The following is a 19,740-nucleotide window of genomic DNA, read 5'->3' on the forward strand; positions in this document are numbered from 1 at the left end:
AGCCCCTGTCGTTTATTTTTGCGATTCGTGGACGACGTGCCAGACGTCTTTCATCTTGTCGCCTGTCATGTCTCCAGGCGCTTTGTCCTTCACGAAGGTATACAGCGGCTTGCCGTCATAGGCCCACTGCATTGTGCCGTCATCGCGCTTGATCGGCGTAAATTTGCCTTCGGCCTTGGCGCCCGCCGGAGCCATCATCGGTGGCCAGTTCTTCGCGCAGTCGTCATTGCACATCGACTTGCCGCCCGAGTCCTTGTCGAACGTGTACACGGTCATTCCTTTATGGTCGACCATCATGCCGTCTTTCATCATCACCGGTTCAGCGGCAAAGGCCAGTGTCGGCAGCGTTAGCGCAGCAGTGACCAGCAAAGCCTTCCAGGATTGAGCAATGTGATTCATGGAAACCTTCCGTTTGTGGTTGTCAGGGTTCGGACTTAGAGCTTAGTCCAGGATCGTGACAATCGCAGGTCGACTAAAATACTGTCACACGACTGCAATAATTCCGTTATCTAATGCGCGCAAGACAGTTAAATGACAAGAGGATTAAGGCATGGTTGGCAGGAGCATTCTGATCGTCGACGACGAAGCGCCCATTCGCGAAATGATCGCCGTTGCGTTGGAAATGGCCGGCTATGACTGCCTGGAGGCGGAGAACTCCCAGCAGGCGCATGCCATCATCGTCGACCGCAAGCCGGACCTGATCCTGCTCGACTGGATGCTGCCCGGCACGTCCGGCATCGAGCTGGCCCGCCGCCTCAAGCGCGATGAGCTGACCGGGGACATCCCGATCATCATGCTCACCGCCAAGGGTGAAGAGGACAACAAGATCCAGGGCCTGGAAGTCGGCGCGGATGATTACATCACCAAACCGTTTTCCCCGCGCGAGCTAGTGGCGCGCCTCAAAGCCGTGCTGCGCCGCGCCGGCCCTACCGATGGCGAAGCGCCGATTGAAGTCGGCGGCCTGCTGCTCGACCCGATCGGTCACCGCGTGACCATCGATGGCAAGCCAGCGGAAATGGGCCCGACCGAATACCGTCTGCTGCAATTCTTCATGACCCACCAGGAACGCGCCTACACCCGTGGCCAGTTGCTGGATCAGGTCTGGGGCGGCAACGTCTACGTTGAGGAACGTACGGTCGACGTACACATCCGTCGCCTGCGCAAAGCCCTCGGCGATGCCTACGAAAATCTGGTACAAACCGTGCGCGGCACCGGTTACCGCTTTTCTACCAAAGCCTGACCCGGACCTTTACCGCCCGACAAGCTGACAAGGACGCGCGTCAAGTGAACCAAAACTGGCATGGCACCCTGATTCGCCACATGCTGCTGCTGGTCACCGCCTGCCTGGTGATCGGCCTGATCACCGGCTACTACGGCTGGAGTCTCGCCGCAGGCCTGGGTCTTTACCTGGCCTGGACCCTCAAGCAACTGCTGCGCCTGCACGAATGGCTGCGCCTGCACAAACCCGATGAAGCACCGCCCGACGGCTATGGCCTTTGGGGCGAGGTGTTCGACAGCATCTATCACCTGCAACGTCGTGACCAACGGGTACGCGGGCGCTTGCAGGCGGTGATCGACCGGGTTCAGGAATCTACTGCCGCGCTGAAAGACGCGGTGATCATGCTCGACAGCGACGGCAACCTGGAATGGTGGAACCGCGCCGCCGAAACCCTGCTGGGTCTAAAGACTCCACAGGACAGCGGCCAACCGGTGACCAACCTGGTGCGCCATCCGCGCTTCAAAGAGTACTTCGAGCAGGACAGCTACGCCGAGCCGCTGGAAATCCCTTCGCCGACCAACGACCGCGTACGTATTCAGCTGTACATCACTCGATACGGCAACAATGAACACCTGATGCTGGTGCGCGACGTGACACGCATCCATCAACTGGAACAGATGCGCAAAGACTTCATCGCCAACGTGTCGCACGAGCTACGCACGCCGCTGACGGTGATCTGCGGCTATCTGGAAACCCTGCTCGACAATGTCGAGGAAGTGAACCCACGCTGGACCCGCGCCCTGCAACAAATGCAGCAGCAAGGCGGGCGTATGCAGACGTTGCTCAACGACTTGTTGCTGCTGGCCAAGCTGGAAGCCACCGATTACCCGTCGGATAACCAGCCCGTGGCCATCGACGGTCTGCTGCAATCGATCAAGAGCGATGCGCAGCAACTCTCCGGCCAGAAAAACCAGCGCATCACTCTGGAAGCCGATCCGACCATTCTGCTCAAGGGCAGCGAAGCGGAATTGCGCAGTGCGTTTTCCAATCTGGTGTTCAACGCGGTGAAGTACACCCCGGCCGAAGGCAATATCCGCATTCGCTGGTGGGGCGATGAACAGGGCGCGCACCTGAGCGTGCAGGATTCCGGGATCGGTATCGACAGCAAACATCTGCCGCGCCTGACCGAACGTTTCTATCGCGTCGACTCCAGTCGCAACTCCAACACCGGCGGCACCGGGTTGGGCCTGGCGATCGTCAAACACGTGCTGCTGCGCCACCGCGCGCGGATGGAAATCAGCAGCGTGCCGGGCCACGGCAGCACGTTCACCTGCCATTTCGCCCCCGCGCAGGTCAGCAAATCCAGGGTCATCAGCACCGCCGATTGATACCGGCCGGCACGCGCCACTAGGCAATCGCCAAGTCAGCCGCTACATTGGCTGACTTGTGCCTGCACTTCAGGCGCACATTTTTCTTTCCTTTCGAATACACGGAAACCGCAAAACTCCATCATGGACCCTTCCCCTGGTTTGACCCTCGCTACAATTTTCGCCGACTTCGGCATGATTCTTTTTGCTCTGATCCTGGTTTTGCTCAACGGCTTTTTCGTTGCGGCGGAATTTGCCATGGTCAAATTGCGCTCGACCCGGGTCGAAGCCATCGCTGAGCAACACGGCTGGCGCGGCCACATCCTGCGCACCGTACACAGTCAGCTCGATGCCTACCTGTCGGCGTGCCAATTGGGTATTACCCTGGCCTCGCTGGGCCTTGGCTGGGTCGGCGAGCCGGCGTTCGCACACATCCTCGAACCTTTGCTGAGCGCCGTGGGCGTCGAATCGGCCGAGATCGTCAAAGGTGTGTCGTTCTTCACCGCGTTCTTCATCATTTCGTACCTGCACATCGTGGTCGGCGAGCTGGCCCCGAAATCCTGGGCAATCCGCAAACCCGAGCTGCTGTCGCTGTGGACTGCCGTGCCGCTGTACCTGTTCTACTGGGCCATGTACCCGGCGATTTACCTGCTCAACGCCAGCGCCAACACCATCCTGCGCATTGCAGGGCAAGGGGAACCCGGCCCGCACCACGAGCACCATTACAGCCGTGAAGAACTGAAACTGATCCTGCACTCCAGCCGTGGCCAGGACCCGAGCGACCAAGGCATGCGCGTGCTGGCCTCGGCGGTCGAGATGGGCGAACTGGAAGTGGTCGACTGGGCCAACTCCCGCGAAGACCTGGTGACTTTGGAATTCAACGCTCCGCTCAAGCAGATCCTGGCGATGTTCCGTCGCCACAAGTTCAGCCGTTATCCGGTGTACGACAGCGAGCGCCAGGAGTTCGTCGGCCTGCTGCACATCAAGGACCTGTTGCTGGAACTGGCGGCCCTGGACCACATTCCCGAGTCGTTCAACCTGGCTGAACTGACCCGTCCGCTGGAGCGCGTCTCCCGGCACATGCCGCTGTCGCAATTGCTGGAACAGTTCCGCAAGGGCGGCTCGCACTTCGCCGTGGTCGAAGAGGCCGACGGCAACATCATCGGCTACCTGACCATGGAAGACGTGCTGGAAGTGCTGGTGGGCGACATTCAGGACGAACACCGCAAGGCCGAACGCGGGATCCTCGCGTATCAGCCGGGCAAGTTGCTGGTGCGCGGTGATACGCCACTGTTCAAGGTCGAACGCCTGCTGGGTATCGATCTGGACCACGTTGAAGCCGAAACCCTCGCCGGGCTGGTCTACGAAAGCCTGAAGCGGGTTCCGGAAGAGGAAGAAGTGCTGGAAGTCGAAGGGCTGCGGATCATCATCAAGAAGATGAAAGGGCCGAAGATCATTCTGGCCAAGGTGTTGATGCTGGATTGATGCGATTCGTCAAACCGCATTGATCCCAAAAGATCGCAGCCTTCGGCAGCTCCTACAGGTGTACACATGAACCTGTAGGAGCTGCCGAAGGCTGCGATCTTTTGCTTCAAGCCTCTATTGCTTGCCCAACGCAAAGTTGGGCAGCGCCCCTACCGGTTGATTGAACCGATAAGGAATCGACACCAACCCCATCCCGGTATTGCGCTGCACCACGAAGTGCAGGTGCGGCCCGGTGCTGTTGCCGGTGTTGCCCGACAGCGCCAAGGCGCTGCCCACCGCCACCTTTTGCCCCTCTCGAACACTGACCGAGCCTTTTTTCAGGTGCAGGTACACGCCCATCGTCCCGTCATTGTGCAGCACCCGCACGAAATTGCCGGACGCATCGGTGCCGCGCCCAGCCTGGCTGTTTTCGGTTTTCACCACCACCCCGCCCCGTGCGGCAATGATCGGCGTGCCTTCAGGCATGGCAATGTCTATGGCGTAACGGCTCTTGGGCCCGAAATGGCTGTAGGGACCATTGGCGCCCTGACTGATCCGGAATGGGCCGCCACGCCAGGGCAACGGATACCGGTAGCCCACGGCGGTGCCTGAGGGGTCGCCCAGCGAATATTTGAGCTTGGGGATATACGCCAGCGGCTTTGTGGCTTGTTTCGCCGTGAGCTGCGCCAGGCGAACGCTGGTGCGCAGCGGTATCACCCGCCGGATCGGCCGGCCCGGTGCGCCGCTGACGTTCTTCACCCCGGCAAAACTTAATTCGATCTCTACCGGCGCATACAGGTCGTTGCGCACGTACACGCTATCCATGCCGTCCTTCTTCATGATCACGTAGTACACCTGACGCCCAAGGTTTTCGACCATCCGATCACGAAAAACGAACACCTTGGCGCCTTTTGTGGGGCGATCGCTGTAAGAGACCACGCCATTGGCATCGGTGGACTTGTAGATAGTCATGGCCATGGCCGAGGCGCAGGCCATGCACAGACCACAGAAAAACAGCAGGCGCGCGAACATGGGGAAGGATTCTGTCGAGTAAGGCCTGGGATTTAGCCTAGCAGTCGGAATGGACCGGCGTGGTCGACAGTTGTTTCAAAATGGGCGGGGCGGGGGATGAGCGGTGATCGTTCTGGCCCCTCGTCGGAGCGCCGCCCGGAGCAGGCTCGCGCCTACAGAACTGATGTCACCTTTGGAAGTGAGCTGCCGGGATTGAACGAGTCAGGCCAACTGAAGTGTCTGGGTCGAGAGGAAGCAAATATCAACTTCCAGCTTTGCGGCGGCTGACAAATTGACCAACGCATCCAGAGAGAATTTGTCGATCTTGCCATTAAGCATATCGTTGAGCCTGGGCTGAGTGATCTCCAGACGCTTCGCCGCGTCTTTCTGCGGAAGCTCCCAGGCTCGAATGGTCGCGCAAAGTGTGCGCATCAGTTTGGCCCGCAGACGCATATTAGCTGCTTCCTGCGATGTCTCTTCCAGTGCATCCCAGACACTCGAGAAACGCTGGGATTGGTTTTGATGATCCTTCATGGCATTAACCTATTTCCTGATATCTGGCGCGTGCCAGTTCGATGTCCCGAGCTTCGGTTTTCCGAGTGGTCTTGTGCATGGCGTGCAACACATAGATTGCCTCGGGCCGGTTGACCACATAGAACACGCGGAACGCCCCCGACTCCTCAGTGATTCTGATTTCGTTGACCCCACGCCCTACTGTTTTCATGGGCCGCCAGTCAAAAGGCTCATCGCCCTGTTGCAAAAGATCCAACTGGAATCCCGCAGCCCTGCGCGCATCAACCGGAAACGCTCTCAGATCCTTGAGCGCACTCCCGACAAACACCACGTCCTTGTGTCTCGCCATCAACTTCTCCCATTACCGAGAGGAAAAGCGTAATAGGCAAAAGCGATTTGTGACGCTGAGGTGTGTTGCAAGGCATGGCAGAAAACGCAAAACCTTACCCACCAATCTATATCAGAACCAATATAAATCAAGCCATGTGTACGCTAGATCGGATACACGGACTCGTTCCCACAGGGAAATGAATTCCAATGTGGGAGCGAGCCTGCTCGCGATAGCGGACGCTCAGGCGAAGCGTATCAAGCCCCAGGAATAAAGTGCTTCTGCGCAGTACCACGGGCAATCAGGCGGGAGAGGTAGTCGAGTTTCTGCGCGTCCTGATCGACGAAGCGGAAGGTCAGTTGCAGCCATTCGCTGTCGGGCTTCTGCTCGTGGGCGACGATCGCGTGGAGGTAGCCGTTGAGGCGCGCGGTTTCGGCGTTGTCGCCCTGCTCCAGGTCGAGCACGGCGCTGTCGAGGACTTGCGGCAGGGTGTCGGCGCGTTTGACCACCAACAGTGCTTCCTTGAGGCTCAGGGCCTTGATCACGCATTGCTGGATGCCGTTCGGCAGGCGCAGTTGACCCTGGCCACGTCCTCCCCCGGCCGCAGCAGCGGCCACCGGTGCCTTGACCGGTGGGCTGTTGAGCAGTCCGCGGGACGGTGCTGCAGCAGGTGCCGCCGCAACCACGGCAGGTTTGCCGCCGGTCAAGGCGCTCAGGGAGTCGTTGCCGAATGCCGAACTGGTTTTGGTCGCCGCGACGTTGATCAAGGCGTCGAGCTTGCCAACCTTGTGCAGCGCTTGCTTGACCTTGGTCAGCAACTGCTCGTTGGTGAACGGCTTGCTGACGTAACCGGAGACACCGGCCTGGATCGCCTGCACGACGTTCTCTTTGTCGCCACGGCTGGTCACCATCACGAACGGCATGCCTTTGAGGTTTTCTTGCTCGCGGCACCAGGTCAGCAGTTCCAGCCCGGACATCTCCGGCATTTCCCAGTCGCACAGAACCAGGTCGAACGCTTCCTTGACCAACATGGCCTGAGCCTTTCTGCCGTTGACGGCGTCTTCGATCCGCATGCCCGGGAAATAGTTACGCAGGCATTTCTTCACCAGGTCACGAATGAACGAGGCATCGTCCACGACCAACACACTGACCTTACTCATCCATAACCCCTTTAAAAAATCCCGGCAAGCATACCGCTTTGCTGATGGCACATTGCCAAAAACCTTCAGTCACGCCGGACTTTTCGTTCGCGGGGTGCTGCTTTACGAATTAGTGGACCGCAAATAAAAACGCCCGGCCAAAAGGCCGGGCGCTTTACTTGGGCAATCTTACTTATCGTCAGCTTTGCCCGGAACATTAGCGGTTTCGCCGCTTGTTCCTTCAACTTCTTCTTTCATGCGCTTGAGGCCCAGGTGACGTACGTCGGTGCCGCGCACCAGGTAAATCACCAGTTCCGAGATATTGCGCGCGTGGTCGCCGATACGCTCCAGCGAACGCAGTACCCAGATAATGCTCAAGACCCGCGAGATAGAGCGTGGGTCTTCCATCATGTAGGTCGCCAGCTCACGCAGGGCGGTCTTGTATTCGCGGTCGATGATCTTGTCGTACTGCGCCACCGACAACGCGAGGTCGGCGTCGAAACGAGCAAACGCGTCCAGCGCATCGCGAACCATGTTGCGCACCTGATCACCGATGTGGCGAACCTCGACGTAACCGCGCGGCGCTTCGCCTTCTTCGCACAACTGGATGGCGCGACGGGCGATTTTGGTCGCTTCGTCACCGATGCGCTCCAGGTCGATCACCGACTTGGAAATGCTGATGATCAGGCGCAAGTCGGACGCCGCCGGCTGACGACGGGCCAGAATGCGCAGGCATTCTTCGTCGATGTTGCGTTCCATCTGGTTGATCTGGTCGTCGATCTCGCGCACCTGCTGGGCCAGGCCGGAGTCGGCCTCGATCAGCGCGGTCACCGCGTCGTTGACCTGCTTCTCGACCAGCCCGCCCATGGCCAGGAGGTGGCTGCGCACTTCCTCAAGCTCGGCGTTGAACTGCGCGGAAATGTGGTGGGTAAGGCCTTCTTTACTAATCATCTATTTCGCTCCGCGAAAGTTGCAAGCTTCAAGCTGCAAGCTTCAAGCAGTTATGTATAAGTCCTGAAATCGCACCGCTTCTATCTTGCCGCTTGAAGCTTGCGGCTTGTAGCTGCCTCAACTAGCCATAGCGACCGGTGATGTAGTCTTCGGTCTGCTTCTTCGCCGGATTGGTGAACAGGGTGTCGGTGTCGCCGAACTCCACCAGTTTGCCCATGTACATGAACGCCGTGTAGTCGGAAACCCGCGCGGCCTGTTGCATGTTGTGGGTCACGATGACGATGGTGAATTTCGATTTCAGTTCGTAGATCAGCTCTTCGACTTTCAGCGTGGAGATCGGGTCGAGTGCCGAGCACGGTTCGTCGAGCAGCAGTACTTCCGGCTCTACGGCGATGGTGCGCGCGATCACCAGACGTTGCTGCTGACCACCGGACAGGCCCAGTGCCGACTCGTGCAGACGGTCTTTGACTTCGTCCCACAATGCCGCGCCTTTCAGTGCCCATTCAACGGCTTCGTCGAGTACGCGCTTCTTGTTGATGCCCTGGATGCGCAGGCCGTAGACCACGTTCTCGTAGATGGTTTTCGGGAACGGGTTCGGCTTCTGGAACACCATGCCGACGCGACGACGCAGTTCGGCGACGTCTTCGCCCTTGCGGTAGATGTTGTTGCCGTACAGGTTGATCTCACCTTCGACACGGCAGCCATCAACGAGGTCGTTCATGCGGTTGAAGGTCCGCAGCAGCGTGGACTTGCCGCAGCCGGACGGGCCGATGAAGGCGGTCACGCGCTGTTTCGGGATGTTCATGCTGACGTCGTACAGCGCTTGTTTGTCGCCGTAGAACAGGCTCAGGCCCGGCACTTCGATGGCCACGGTTTCCTGCTCAAGGCTCAGGCTCTGCTTGTCGCGGCCCAGGGCAGACATGTTGATGCCGTGGGTAGGTGTTTCGTGCTGCATGGGAGGCTCCCTGTGCTAACAAATTCGGTTCGTTTGGCCGCTCGCCTCACAAAATGGGCCAGCGGTGATGCCACGTCCTGTAGGAGCACAGCTTGCTGGCGATAGCGATTTTGAAGACGCCATCGCGGGCAAGCCTTGCTCCTACAGGGAGCGGCGCTAATTAACTATCCAGCGCCTTGTACTTCTCGCGCAGGTGGTTACGGATGTACACCGCCGACAGGTTCAACGTCGCGATCACCAGCACCAGCAGCAGCGCCGTGGCGTACACCAGCGGTCGCGCGGCTTCAACGTTCGGGCTCTGAAAGCCGACGTCATAAATGTGGAAGCCCAGGTGCATGATCTTCTGGTCCAGGTGCAGGTACGGATAGTTGCCATCCACCGGCAGCGACGGCGCCAGTTTCACCACACCCACCAGCATCAGCGGCGCCACTTCACCAGCGGCACGGGCCACGGCGAGGATCATGCCGGTCATCATCGCCGGGCTGGCCATCGGGATCACAATCTTCCACAAGGTTTCAGCCTTGGTCGCGCCGAGGGCCAACGAGCCTTCACGCACGGTACGCGGGATACGCGCCAGACCTTCTTCCGTGGCCACGATCACCACCGGCACCGCCAGCAGCGCCAGTGTCAGCGATGCCCAGAGCAGACCCGGGGTGCCGAAGGTCGGTGCCGGCAACGCTTCCGGGAAGAACAAGCGGTCGACCGAACCACCGAGTACGTAAACGAAGAAGCCCAGACCGAACACGCCGTAAACGATCGCCGGAACGCCAGCGAGGTTGTTCACCGCGATACGGATGATCCGCGTCAGGGTGTTCTGCTTGGCGTACTCACGCAGGTACACCGCGGCCAGTACGCCGAACGGGGTCACGATCATCGCCATGATCAACGTCATCATCACGGTGCCGAAGATCGCCGGGAAAATCCCGCCTTCGGTGTTCGCTTCACGCGGGTCGTCCGAGAGGAACTCCCAGATCTTGCTGAAGTAGAAACCAACCTTGGTGAAGGTGCTCATCGCGTTCGGCTGGTAGGCGTGGACCACTTTGCCCAGACCGATTTCGATCTCTTTGCCGTTAGCGTCGCGAGCAGTCAACGCATCGCGGTTGAACTGCGCGTGCAGGTCACTCAGACGCGCTTCGATGTCCTGATAACGGGCGTTCAGTTCAGCGCGCTCGGATTCCATGTCCGCTTGCGCGGCGGCGTCGAGCTTGCCATCCAGTTCCAGCTTGCGGCTGTGCAGACGGATGCGCTCCAGCCCTGCGTTGATCGCACCGATGTCGGTTTTTTCCAGCGACTTCAGTTGTGCCGCCAGACCGTTTACACGGTTGATCCGTGCTTGCAGCTCAGGCCATGCAGCCTCGCCTTCAGCGATGACCTTGCCGTCCTGTTTGACGTTGACCAGGTAACCGTAGAAGTTGCCCCACTCACGACGCTCCAGCGCCATCAACTCGACCGGGGTCTTCTGGTTGGTCAGCCACTCGCCGACGATCCAGGTGAAGTCGTTGCCGTTCAGGTCACGGTTGCCGACCTTGATCAACTCGCGGGTCATGAACTCCGGACCTTCATCAGGCACCGGCAGGCCGGCGCTCTTCAGACGCGCACGCGGTACTTCTTCCTTCTGTACGATTTCGCCGACCACCAGATGATTAGCCTGGCCCGGCACGTCGTAGCTGGCGTGCACCAGGTCCGCCGGCCAGAAGTGACCCAGGCCACGCACGGCAATCACTGCCAGCAGGCCAATGGTCATGATGACCGCGATGGACACCGCGCCACCGCTGATCCAGACGCCGGGGGCGCCGCTCTTGAACCATCCTTTCAGGGAGTTCTGTTTCACAGACTTCTACCTTTCTTAAAGCGACGAGTATTTCTTGCGCAGACGCTGACGAATCAGTTCCGCGAGGGTGTTCATGACGAAGGTGAACAACAGCAACACCAGCGCCGAGAGGAACAGCACGCGGTAGTGGCTGCCGCCGACTTCCGACTCCGGCATTTCCACCGCGACGTTGGCGGCCAGGGTGCGCAGACCTTCGAACAGGTTCATTTCCATGACCGGGGTGTTACCGGTGGCCATCAACACAATCATGGTTTCACCGACCGCACGGCCCATGCCGATCATCAGCGCCGAGAAGATGCCCGGGCTGGCGGTGAGGATCACCACGCGAGTCATGGTCTGCCACGGCGTGGCGCCGAGGGCCAGGGAACCGAGGGTCAGGCCGCGAGGCACGCTGAACACGGCGTCTTCGGCGATCGAGTAGATGTTCGGGATCACCGCGAAGCCCATGGCCAGACCGACCACCAGAGCGTTGCGCTGGTCGTAAGTGATGTTCAGATCGTGGGAGATCCACATGCGCATGTCACCGCCGAAGAACCAGTTCTCCATGAACGGGCTCATGTACAGCGAGAGCCAGCCCACGAACAGGATCACTGGAATCAGCAGCGCACTTTCCCAACCGTCCGGCACTCTCAGGCGGATCGATTCAGGCAGGCGACTGAAGGCGAAACCCGCTACCAGAATGCCGACCGGCAGCAACATCAACAGGCTGAAGATGCCCGGCAAATGCCCTTCCACATACGGTGCAAGGAACAGACCGGCGAAGAAACCGAGGATCACCGTCGGCATCGCTTCCATCAGCTCGATCACTGGCTTGACCTTGCGGCGCATGCCCGGAGCCATGAAGTACGCGGTGTAGATCGCAGCGGCAACAGCCAGAGGCGCGGCCAGCAGCATGGCGTAGAACGCGGCTTTCAAGGTACCGAAGGTCAGCGGCGACAGGCTCAGCTTGGGTTCGAAATCGGTATTGGCAGCGGTAGATTGCCAGACGTATTTAGGCTCGTCGTAGTTCTCGTACCAGACCTTGCTCCACAACGCGCTCCACGAAACTTCCGGGTGCGGGTTGTCGAGCAGCAACGGTTGCAGCTTGCCGCCGGCTTCCACGATGACGCGGTTGGCCCGTGGCGACAGACCGAAAATGCCCTGGCCTTCGACCACCGGATCGACCAGCAAAGTGCGGTGCGCGGTGCTGTGGAACACGCCGAGCTTGCCGGAAGCGTCCAGTGCGATGAAGCCTTTGCGGCGCTCTTCGGCGGTGATTTCAACGATAGGCGTGGTGCCCATCTGGAAAGTACGGATCTGCTTCAGGCGTTGCTCGCCATCCGGGTCGCGCGCCATGAACCACTGGGCCAGGCCACCTTTGGAGTCACCCAGAATCAGCGAGATACCGCCAACCAGTTGGGTGCTGGCGGTGATTTCAGCCTCGCCGTTTTCCAGCAGTTTGTAGCGACCGTTGAGGCTCTTGTCGCGCAAGCTGAACACGTCGGCCTGGGCACGACCGTTGATCACATACAGCCACTGCTGACGCGGGTCGACGAAGATGTTCTTCACCGGCTCGGTCATTTGCGGCAGATCGATGCGCTTCTGCTCGTTGGTGACTTCGCCGGTCATCATGTTCTCTTCGCTGGTCAGCGACAGGACATTGAGTTGCGAACCGGTGGAACCAACAAGCATCAGGGTCGAATCGGTGGCGTTGAGGCTGACGTGTTCCAGCGCACCGCCGGTTTCGTTCAGCGCGATTGGGGTTTCGCCGTAAGGGTATTCAATGGCTGGCGAGATGGTTTTCTTGCCGTCCGGGTAGCTGACTTTGTAGGTGTGACGGAACACCAGTGCCTGACCGTTGGACAAGCCCACGGCCACCAGCGGATGACCTGGCTGGTCTTCACCGATGGAGGTCACGGTAGTGCCGGCCGGAACAGGCAGATCGACGCGCTTGAGTTCGGCGCCACTGTCGATATCGAAGAACAATGCCTGGCCCTTGTCGGAAACCCGCATCGCCACCTGGTTCTGCTCTTCGAGCGAGATCATCAGTGGCTTGCCGGCGTCCTGCATCCAGGCTGGGGTGATCGCATCTTTCGCCGTCAGGCTGGCACCCTGGAACAGGGGCGCAACGACGTAGGCGAGGAAGAAGAAGATCAGTGTGATGGCTGCCAGCACCGCCAGGCCGCCGATGAGGACGTACCAGCGAGTGAAGCGATCCTTGAGCGCGCGGATGCGGCGCTTGCGTTGCAACTCAGGCGTATTGAAGTCAATTCGCTTGGGGGGATTAGTAGTCATGTTGGAATTGGCCAGATCATTCATTCGCACACCCTAGCGATCCTGTATGACAGAAAGATGACAGTGCGGTGACGCAACAAATCCGCCGCCCGGTAGAACCGGCAGCGGAGCGCAAAATTTGGGGGTTGCAGGAGCTGTCGAGGGAACCGTGGCTGCGATCTTTTGATCTTGCCGTTCGAAGCCAGATCAAAAGATCGCAGCCTCGTTTCACTCGACAGCTCCTACAGATCCGGGGCTAGCCCCGGATCAGGGTTTTACTTTTTTGCGACTTCAGCGCCGCCTTCTTGCAGACCCAGGTCAGCCAGTGCTTTTGCAGCAACCTTGGCTGGCAGTGGGATGTAACCGTCTTTCACTACAACTTCCTGGCCCTGTTTCGACAGAACCAGTTTCACGAACTCGGCTTCCAGCGGGGCCAGAGGCTTGTTCGGGGCTTTGTTGACGTAAACGTAGAGGAAACGCGACAGCGGGTACTTGCCGTTCAGGGCGTTTTCTTCGGTGTCTTCGATGAAGTCCTGGCTGCCTTTCTTGGCCAGGGCCACAGTCTTCACGCTAGCGGTCTTGTAGCCGATGCCCGAGTAACCGATGCCGTTCAGCGAGGAACTGATCGACTGCACGACCGAAGCCGAACCTGGTTGTTCGTTCACGTTTGGCTTGTAGTCGCCTTTGCACAGGGCTTCTTCTTTGAAGTAGCCGTAGGTGCCGGATACCGAGTTACGACCGAACAGTTGAACCGGCTTGTTCGCCAGGTCGCCGGTCACGCCCAGGTCACCCCAGGTTTTCACGTCGGTTTTAGCGCCGCACAGACGAGTGGACGAGAAGATCGCGTCGACTTGTTCCATGGTCAGGTGCTGGATCGGGTTGTCCTTGTGCACGAACACAGCCAGGGCGTCCACGGCAACCGGGATAGCGGTTGGCTTGTAGCCGTACTTCTGCTCGAAGGCAGCCAGTTCGGTGTCCTTCATCTTGCGGCTCATCGGGCCCAGGTTGGAGGTGCCTTCAGTCAGCGCAGGTGGCGCAGTGGCGGAGCCAGCGGCCTGAATCTGGATGTTTACGTTCGGGTATTCTTTTTTGTAGTTCTCAGCCCAGAGGGTCATGAGGTTGGCCAGGGTATCGGAACCAACGCTGGACAGGTTGCCCGACACACCAGTGGTCTTGGTGTAGCTCGGGATAGCAGGGTCAACAGCGGCAACCGCGTTGGCAGTCGCAACGCCAGCAGCGACAAAAGTCATTGCCGCCATCAAACGCTTCAGTTTCATGCCTTACTCCTAGCAGATAGGGTGTGTTAAGTCGGGGCCAAGTATCAGCAGGCCGTGTGAACACTCTATGGCTGAAATATGACAATTGGATGAAAGGCCAGTATTCGAGTTTTTACTGGATGATTCGTGGTGCCCCCAATCGCAAGCAGGCTCACTCCTACAGTTGAAATGCGTTCCAAATGTAGGAGTGAGCCTGCTCGCGATAGCATCAGTTCAGTCGGTGCAGAAACTGGATCAGCGACCCTTCTTCCAGAGATACGCCCCCACCAGAATCCCGACACCACACAACACCGCCACATAATAGGCAGGCCCCATCGGGCTTTCCTTGAGCAACAGGCTGACGATCATCGGCGTCAATCCACCGAAAATCGCATAGGCGACGTTGTAGGAGAACGACAGACCGCTGAAGCGCACCACCGGCGGGAATGCCTTGACCATCACGTATGGCACCGCGCCGATGGTGCCGACCAGAAGACCCGTCACGGCGTACAGCGGGAACAGCCAGTCGGGATGATCGGCCAGGCTGTGGTAGAAGGTCCACGAACTGGCCAGCAGCGCCGTGCAGCCGACCACGAAGACGCGTCCCGCACCGAAACGATCGGCCAGTGCGCCGGCGATGATGCAACCAAAACTCAGGAACACGATCGCCACGCTGTTCGCTTGCAGCGACGTGGTTGCCGAGAAGTGATAGACCGTTTGCAATACGGTCGGGGTCATCAGAATCAGCACCACGATGGCGGCGGACAGCAGCCAGGTCAGCAGCATCGAAATGGCAATCGCACCACGATGATCACGCAACACCGCGCGCAGCGGCACTTCTTCGGCCAGGGCCTTGCGCTGTTGCAGCTCGGCGAATACCGGGGTTTCGTGCAGCCAGCGGCGCAGGTACACCGAGAACAAACCGAACACGCCACCCAGCAGGAACGGGATCCGCCACGCGTAATCCGCCACTTCAACCGGGGTGTAAATGCTGTTGATCGCCGTGGCGACCAATGAACCCAGGAGGATGCCCGCCGTCAGGCCGCTGGTCAGGGTGCCGCAGGCATAGCCGATATGGCGTTGCGGCACGTGTTCGGAAACGAAGACCCAGGCGCCGGGCACTTCACCACCAATCGCCGCGCCCTGGATGACGCGCATCAGCAGCAACAGGATCGGCGCCCACATGCCGATCTGCGCGTAGGTCGGCAGCAGGCCCATGATCAGGGTCGGCACCGCCATCATGAAAATGCTCAGGGTGAACATCTTCTTGCGCCCCAGCAGGTCGCCGAAGTGAGCCATCACGATGCCGCCCAACGGCCGCGCCAGATAGCCGGCGGCGAAGATGCCGAAGGTCTGCATCAAGCGCAGCCACTCGGGCATGTCCGCCGGGAAGAACAGCTTGCCCACCACCGTGGCGAAGAACACGAAGATGATGAAATCGTAGAACTCCAGCGCACCACCAAGGGCCGACAGCGATAGCGTCTTGTAGTCGTTGCGGGTCAGCGGACGTGCGGATGGGGAAGGCTGCGCGATACTTGAGGGCGCTGTGGTCATGACAAAGGCTTCTCTTATAGTCAGGTCTGCCGCCCCGACAACGCAGGCAAGGGCTCGGGCAGGTCCGGCACGATAGCAAATTGTTCGAAAAAGCACATAGAGGCGCGTAATTGACGGTCAAAATGAGAACCGGACGGTCGTCTCGGAGTCTACCGACCGATATACTCGCAACTGTGCGACAGCTTGTTAGGGTTGCTGTGCGAAAACGCCTGTCAGGTTCATAGGCGATTTCGCAGAGTTTCCCTTTAGGCGCCTTATGGAAAACGTGACGAACGTAGTATGTTCGGTGCTGAATCGTTTTTCCCGAAGACGGCTACCACCAGCAGCACCAACGAAGAGTCACGGGTCAGAGGCACCCCCGGCATGATAGAGCTCGAACAAGAAGATCCGATCCCGCAAGGCGACCTGGCCCTGCAAATCACCGCGCTTCCGCGCGAAACCAACGGCTTTGGCGATATTTTCGGCGGCTGGCTGGTGGCGCAGATGGATTTGGCCGGCACGGCGATGGCCAGCAAGGTCGCCGGTGGGCGCGTAGCCACCGTTGCGATCGACCGCATGGCGTTCCTGGTACCGGTGGCGGTGGGCGCTCAGCTCTCCTTCTATACCCAGGCACTGGAAATCGGACGCAGCTCGATCCAGATGATGGTTGAAGTCTGGAGCGACGATCCGCTGTCCAGCGAATGGCGCAAAGTGACCGAAGCGGTATTCGTGTTCGTCGCCATCGACGGCAGCGGCCGTACCCGCTCGGTTCCGTCCAGAGCTCGTTAAAACCGGGAAGCGTTAAACCCGACGACCGATTCACGGTCCATTGCAGTCCTGTTACTGATCGAGAGCTGTCCCATGAACACGCCCAACGTTGAAGCCGTGAAACTGGATGAACTGAACTGCTGGCGCATCCGCCACGGTCAGGCCGAGTTGCTGGTGGCCCAGCAAGGCGCTCACATCCTCAGTTATCAATTAGCCGGCCAACCGCCGCTGATCTGGCTCAACGATGAGGCAGTGTTCAAGACCGGCAAGAGCATTCGCGCCGGCGTGCCGGTGTGCTGGCCGTGGTTCGGCAACTTCGACCGCAACCCGCCGAGCGTAAAGGCGATGCGCGTCAGCCAGGAGCCCGCACCTGCCCACGGCCTGGTACGGGCAATGGACTGGGAACTGGGCGGCATCGAAGCCGAGGGCGAAAGCCTGAAGGTCGAATTCCTCCTGCCCTACCCCGAAGGTGGTTTGCCAGGCTGGCCGCATCAGGTGGACTTGAAGCTGAGCATTCGTCTCGATGAGCAACTGCACATCAGCCTGACCAGTCACAACGTGGGCACCGAAACAGTGACCATCAGCCAGGCCTTGCACAGCTATTTCGCCGTCAGCGACGTGCGCAACGTGCATGTCGAAGGCGTGGACGGCTTGAGCTACATCGAGACGCTGGAAGACTGGAAGACCAGGAAACAATCCGGTGATCTGCGCTTTACCGGCGAAACCGACCGCATCTATCTTGATGCCCCGCCGCTGCTGAGCATCGTCGATCCGGCTTGGGAACGACGCATCGAATTGACCAGTACCGGTTCGCGCACGGCAGTGATCTGGAACCCATGGATCGACCGCGCCGCCGCATTCAGCGACATGGCCGACGATGGCTGGCAGCGCATGCTGTGCATCGAAACGGCGAATGTGATGGGTGATGTGGTGAGCCTGGCGCCGGGCGCCAGTCATACACTGGGCGTGAGCGTCGGTAGCAAACCACTTTAAGATCAAAAGATCGCAGCCTTCGGCAGCTCTTACACCAATCCCTGTAGGAGCTGCCGAAGGCTGCGATCTTTTTTGCTGTTTGCCGAACCGATTACAAATCCGACTCTTTCACCACTCTGACTTTCGCCGCATCCAGCGCATACGCCGCATCCGCCAGGTCATTGCTGACCTTCTCGACCTTCAACGTGCCGGTGACCCACAGCGGCGTGTAGATATCATTGAGTTTCAAGCCCTTCGGATAGCGCACCAGCACCAGTTGATTGGGCGGCGGTGGCGGCACGTGGATGCACGCGCCCGGATATGGCACGAGGAAAAACAACGTGCTGTTGCCCTTGGCGTCGGACTCCAGCGGCACCGGATAGCCACCGATACGGATGTTCTTGTCGTTCATCGACGCCACGGTCTTGGTCGAATACATCACCGCCGGCAAGCCCTTGCTCTGCTTCATGCCACCTTTTTCGGTAAAGGTGCCAGTGGCTTCGGGGGAGTCGTGGTCGATTTCGGGCATGGCCTCGAGGGCTTTCTGGTCGGACTTGGGCATCAGTTCGAGCCAGTCGGTTTCCGGCAGCTCGCCAGCGTGGGCAAGGCCCGAACCGAGAAATAAAAGAGTCAGCAAAAGACGGCGCATGAAAATGCTCGGCAAGGAAAGGAAAACGCCGAGCATTCTAGCCCTCCCGGACTGCGCAGCCGAGAGGACTTTGTCGCTTGAATCAGTTCTTTTTGATCAGGCCGTAGATCACCAGCAACACCACGGCACCGACCAGTGCACCGATGAATCCGGCGCCTTGACCGGCCTGGTAGATGCCCAAGGCCTGGCCGCCGTAAGTGGCCGCCAGCGAACCGCCGATACCGAGCAGGATGGTCATGATCCAGCCCATGCTGTCATCGCCCGGTTTCAGGAACCGCGCGAGCAGGCCGACGATCAAGCCGATAAAGATGGTTCCGATGATTCCCATGGCATTTCCCTCTGAATTGGTAGATATGCCAAAGCCTAGTCAGACTTTCGCATCCTGCCATGAGAGAACGGCGGCACCGCAATGGTTCCGCCGCTGCCACATGAAACTGTTTACTCGGCGATCAGCGCTTCGACCTTGAGGATTTGCGCGGCCAGGGTTTCGCGGTCTGCACAACGCAGGTTGGCGTGACCGACCTTGCGGCCGACCTTGAACGCCTTGCCGTAGTGATGCAGGTGGCAATCGGCGATCGCAATAACCTTGTCGGTGTCTGGCACTTTACCGATGAAGTTGAGCATCGCGCTCTCGCCGACTTTGGCTGTCGAACCCAGCGGCAAACCGGCAACGGCCCGCAGGTGGTTTTCGAACTGGCTGCACTCGGCGCCTTCGGTGGTCCAGTGCCCGGAGTTGTGCACACGCGGGGCGATTTCGTTGGCTTTGAGGCCACCGTCGACTTCAAAGAACTCGAACGCCATCACGCCGACGTAGTCCAGCTGCTTGAGCACACGGCTGGAGTAATCTTCGGCCAGGGCTTGCAGCGGGTGATCGGTGCTGGCCACGGACAGCTTGAGAATGCCGCTGTCGTGGGTGTTGTGTACCAGCGGGTAGAACTTGGTTTCGCCATCGCGGGCACGCACGGCGATCAGCGAGACTTCGCCGGTGAACGGCACGAAGCCTTCCAGCAGGCACGCCACGCTGCCCAGTTCGGCGAATGTACCGACCACGTCTTCAGGTCGACGCAGGACTTTCTGACCCTTGCCGTCGTAACCCAAGGTGCGGGTTTTCAGCACGGCCGGCAGACCGATGGAAGCCACGGCGGCGTCGAGGTCAGCCTGGGACTGAATGTCGGCGAACGCCGGGGTTGGAATCCCCAGGTCCTTGAACATGCTCTTTTCGAACCAGCGATCACGGGCGATGCGCAGGGCTTCGGCGCTCGGATAGACCGGCACGAATTGCGACAGGAACGCCACGGTTTCGGCGGGTACGCTTTCGAACTCGAAGGTCACCAGATCGACTTCATCGGCCAACTGACGCAAGTGGTCCTGATCGCCGTAATCGGCACGCAGGTGTTCGCCCAATGCAGCCGCGCACGCGTCAGGCGCCGGGTCGAGGAAAGCGAAGCTCATGCCCAGCGGAGTGCCCGCCAGCGCCAACATGCGACCCAACTGGCCGCCACCGATTACACCGATCTTCATCGTCAACAAC

General features: G+C 59.5%; 19 protein-coding genes. 5 read left to right on the forward strand and 14 right to left on the reverse strand.

Annotated features, from left to right (window positions below):
- Window positions 1–12 precede the first annotated feature (12 nt).
- Window positions 13–399 (reverse strand): hypothetical protein, encoded by a 387-nt coding sequence (locus ACM110_RS17200; protein WP_338584033.1) that lies wholly within the window; start codon window positions 397–399, stop codon window positions 13–15.
- A gap of 151 nt (window positions 400–550) precedes the next feature.
- On the opposite strand from ACM110_RS17200, the gene phoB reads away from it, so the two are divergent.
- The 3 genes from phoB (at window position 551) to ACM110_RS17215 (ending at window position 4,071) form a co-directional block, all read left to right on the forward strand.
- The gene (phoB, locus tag ACM110_RS17205; protein WP_034149326.1) at window positions 551–1,240 is read left to right on the forward strand and encodes a phosphate regulon transcriptional regulator PhoB; all 690 of its coding nucleotides are present in this window, start codon (window positions 551–553) and stop codon (window positions 1,238–1,240) included.
- An 80-nt stretch (window positions 1,241–1,320) separates the two neighbouring features.
- On the forward strand, window positions 1,321–2,607 hold the full coding sequence (gene phoR, locus ACM110_RS17210; RefSeq protein WP_416128820.1) for a phosphate regulon sensor histidine kinase PhoR: 1,287 nt from the start codon (window positions 1,321–1,323) through the stop codon (window positions 2,605–2,607).
- Between the two features lie 123 nt (window positions 2,608–2,730).
- Entirely contained in the window at window positions 2,731–4,071 is a 1,341-nt protein-coding gene (locus tag ACM110_RS17215; RefSeq protein WP_416128716.1) for a hemolysin family protein, read from the forward strand.
- Window positions 4,072–4,185: 114 nt separating this feature from the next.
- Here the strand turns inward: ACM110_RS17215 and ACM110_RS17220 are convergent, their stop codons facing one another.
- From ACM110_RS17220 to ACM110_RS17265, 10 genes are all read right to left on the reverse strand, one after another.
- Window positions 4,186–5,082 carry a peptidoglycan DD-metalloendopeptidase family protein gene (locus ACM110_RS17220; protein ID WP_416128717.1) on the reverse strand — a complete coding sequence of 299 codons (897 nt, stop codon included), beginning with the start codon at window positions 5,080–5,082 and terminating at the stop codon, window positions 4,186–4,188.
- Between the two features lie 201 nt (window positions 5,083–5,283).
- Window positions 5,284–5,595 (reverse strand): helix-turn-helix domain-containing protein, encoded by a 312-nt coding sequence (locus ACM110_RS17225; RefSeq protein WP_416128718.1) that lies wholly within the window; start codon window positions 5,593–5,595, stop codon window positions 5,284–5,286.
- Window positions 5,596–5,599: 4 nt separating this feature from the next.
- Window positions 5,600–5,923, reverse strand: a complete 324-nt coding sequence (locus ACM110_RS17230) for a type II toxin-antitoxin system RelE/ParE family toxin (protein WP_416128719.1) — start codon at window positions 5,921–5,923, stop codon at window positions 5,600–5,602.
- Between the two features lie 236 nt (window positions 5,924–6,159).
- Window positions 6,160–7,062: a response regulator gene (locus ACM110_RS17235; RefSeq protein ID WP_416128720.1), complete on the reverse strand. Its 903-nt coding sequence runs from the start codon at window positions 7,060–7,062 to the stop codon at window positions 6,160–6,162.
- Window positions 7,063–7,230: 168 nt separating this feature from the next.
- Window positions 7,231–7,992: a phosphate signaling complex protein PhoU gene (gene phoU, locus ACM110_RS17240; RefSeq protein WP_008150055.1), complete on the reverse strand. Its 762-nt coding sequence runs from the start codon at window positions 7,990–7,992 to the stop codon at window positions 7,231–7,233.
- Between the two features lie 121 nt (window positions 7,993–8,113).
- Entirely contained in the window at window positions 8,114–8,947 is an 834-nt protein-coding gene (pstB, locus tag ACM110_RS17245; protein WP_416128721.1) for a phosphate ABC transporter ATP-binding protein PstB, read from the reverse strand.
- A gap of 160 nt (window positions 8,948–9,107) precedes the next feature.
- Window positions 9,108–10,778 (reverse strand): phosphate ABC transporter permease PstA, encoded by a 1,671-nt coding sequence (pstA, locus tag ACM110_RS17250; protein WP_416128722.1) that lies wholly within the window; start codon window positions 10,776–10,778, stop codon window positions 9,108–9,110.
- Window positions 10,779–10,793: 15 nt separating this feature from the next.
- Window positions 10,794–12,827: an ABC transporter permease subunit gene (locus ACM110_RS17255; RefSeq protein ID WP_416128821.1), complete on the reverse strand. Its 2,034-nt coding sequence runs from the start codon at window positions 12,825–12,827 to the stop codon at window positions 10,794–10,796.
- 479 nt (window positions 12,828–13,306) lie between these two features.
- Window positions 13,307–14,308: a phosphate ABC transporter substrate-binding protein PstS gene (locus tag ACM110_RS17260; protein WP_007971739.1), complete on the reverse strand. Its 1,002-nt coding sequence runs from the start codon at window positions 14,306–14,308 to the stop codon at window positions 13,307–13,309.
- A gap of 234 nt (window positions 14,309–14,542) precedes the next feature.
- Window positions 14,543–15,841, reverse strand: a complete 1,299-nt coding sequence (locus tag ACM110_RS17265; protein ID WP_416128723.1) for an MFS transporter — start codon at window positions 15,839–15,841, stop codon at window positions 14,543–14,545.
- 363 nt (window positions 15,842–16,204) lie between these two features.
- Here ACM110_RS17265 and ACM110_RS17270 point away from each other — a divergent pair, with 363 nt between their 5' ends.
- Together ACM110_RS17270 and ACM110_RS17275 are read left to right on the forward strand one after the other, a co-directional pair.
- On the forward strand, window positions 16,205–16,609 hold the full coding sequence (locus tag ACM110_RS17270) for an acyl-CoA thioesterase (protein ID WP_003176975.1): 405 nt from the start codon (window positions 16,205–16,207) through the stop codon (window positions 16,607–16,609).
- A gap of 72 nt (window positions 16,610–16,681) precedes the next feature.
- Window positions 16,682–17,581 carry a D-hexose-6-phosphate mutarotase gene (locus ACM110_RS17275; RefSeq protein ID WP_416128724.1) on the forward strand — a complete coding sequence of 300 codons (900 nt, stop codon included), beginning with the start codon at window positions 16,682–16,684 and terminating at the stop codon, window positions 17,579–17,581.
- A 91-nt stretch (window positions 17,582–17,672) separates the two neighbouring features.
- Here the strand turns inward: ACM110_RS17275 and ACM110_RS17280 are convergent, their stop codons facing one another.
- From ACM110_RS17280 to ACM110_RS17290, 3 genes are all read right to left on the reverse strand, one after another.
- The gene (locus ACM110_RS17280) at window positions 17,673–18,209 is read right to left on the reverse strand and encodes a DUF3299 domain-containing protein (protein WP_338584023.1); all 537 of its coding nucleotides are present in this window, start codon (window positions 18,207–18,209) and stop codon (window positions 17,673–17,675) included.
- 82 nt (window positions 18,210–18,291) lie between these two features.
- A complete protein-coding gene (locus ACM110_RS17285) occupies window positions 18,292–18,537 on the reverse strand; it encodes a GlsB/YeaQ/YmgE family stress response membrane protein (RefSeq protein ID WP_008030708.1) in 246 nt (81 codons plus the stop codon).
- 110 nt (window positions 18,538–18,647) lie between these two features.
- Window positions 18,648–19,730: a 5-(carboxyamino)imidazole ribonucleotide synthase gene (locus tag ACM110_RS17290; protein ID WP_416128725.1), complete on the reverse strand. Its 1,083-nt coding sequence runs from the start codon at window positions 19,728–19,730 to the stop codon at window positions 18,648–18,650.
- Window positions 19,731–19,740 lie beyond the last annotated feature (10 nt).

It is taken from the genome of Pseudomonas sp. NFX98, from assembly GCF_047784845.1.
Classification (GTDB): Bacteria; Pseudomonadota; Gammaproteobacteria; order Pseudomonadales; family Pseudomonadaceae; genus Aquipseudomonas.

What these genes read in the sequence shown, in the direction of transcription:
- ACM110_RS17265 (WP_416128723.1), bottom strand. Translation starts at nt 15,841, where the DNA reads ATGACCACAGCGCCCTCAAGTATCGCGCAGCCTTCCCCATCCGCACGT.
- ACM110_RS17260 (WP_007971739.1), bottom strand. Translation starts at nt 14,308, where the DNA reads ATGAAACTGAAGCGTTTGATGGCGGCAATGACTTTTGTCGCTGCTGGC.
- ACM110_RS17255 (WP_416128821.1), bottom strand. Translation starts at nt 12,827, where the DNA reads ATGCAGGACGCCGGCAAGCCACTGATGATCTCGCTCGAAGAGCAGAAC.
- ACM110_RS17270 (WP_003176975.1), top strand. Translation starts at nt 16,205, where the DNA reads ATGATAGAGCTCGAACAAGAAGATCCGATCCCGCAAGGCGACCTGGCC.
- phoR (WP_416128820.1), top strand. Translation starts at nt 1,321, where the DNA reads ATGCTGCTGCTGGTCACCGCCTGCCTGGTGATCGGCCTGATCACCGGC.
- phoB (WP_034149326.1), top strand. Translation starts at nt 551, where the DNA reads ATGGTTGGCAGGAGCATTCTGATCGTCGACGACGAAGCGCCCATTCGC.
- ACM110_RS17235 (WP_416128720.1), bottom strand. Translation starts at nt 7,062, where the DNA reads ATGAGTAAGGTCAGTGTGTTGGTCGTGGACGATGCCTCGTTCATTCGT.
- ACM110_RS17290 (WP_416128725.1), bottom strand. Translation starts at nt 19,730, where the DNA reads ATGAAGATCGGTGTAATCGGTGGCGGCCAGTTGGGTCGCATGTTGGCG.
- ACM110_RS17200 (WP_338584033.1), bottom strand. Translation starts at nt 399, where the DNA reads ATGAATCACATTGCTCAATCCTGGAAGGCTTTGCTGGTCACTGCTGCG.
- pstB (WP_416128721.1), bottom strand. Translation starts at nt 8,947, where the DNA reads ATGCAGCACGAAACACCTACCCACGGCATCAACATGTCTGCCCTGGGC.
- ACM110_RS17230 (WP_416128719.1), bottom strand. Translation starts at nt 5,923, where the DNA reads ATGGCGAGACACAAGGACGTGGTGTTTGTCGGGAGTGCGCTCAAGGAT.
- ACM110_RS17225 (WP_416128718.1), bottom strand. Translation starts at nt 5,595, where the DNA reads ATGAAGGATCATCAAAACCAATCCCAGCGTTTCTCGAGTGTCTGGGAT.
- ACM110_RS17215 (WP_416128716.1), top strand. Translation starts at nt 2,731, where the DNA reads ATGGACCCTTCCCCTGGTTTGACCCTCGCTACAATTTTCGCCGACTTC.
- ACM110_RS17280 (WP_338584023.1), bottom strand. Translation starts at nt 18,209, where the DNA reads ATGCGCCGTCTTTTGCTGACTCTTTTATTTCTCGGTTCGGGCCTTGCC.
- ACM110_RS17220 (WP_416128717.1), bottom strand. Translation starts at nt 5,082, where the DNA reads ATGTTCGCGCGCCTGCTGTTTTTCTGTGGTCTGTGCATGGCCTGCGCC.
- ACM110_RS17285 (WP_008030708.1), bottom strand. Translation starts at nt 18,537, where the DNA reads ATGGGAATCATCGGAACCATCTTTATCGGCTTGATCGTCGGCCTGCTC.
- phoU (WP_008150055.1), bottom strand. Translation starts at nt 7,992, where the DNA reads ATGATTAGTAAAGAAGGCCTTACCCACCACATTTCCGCGCAGTTCAAC.
- ACM110_RS17275 (WP_416128724.1), top strand. Translation starts at nt 16,682, where the DNA reads ATGAACACGCCCAACGTTGAAGCCGTGAAACTGGATGAACTGAACTGC.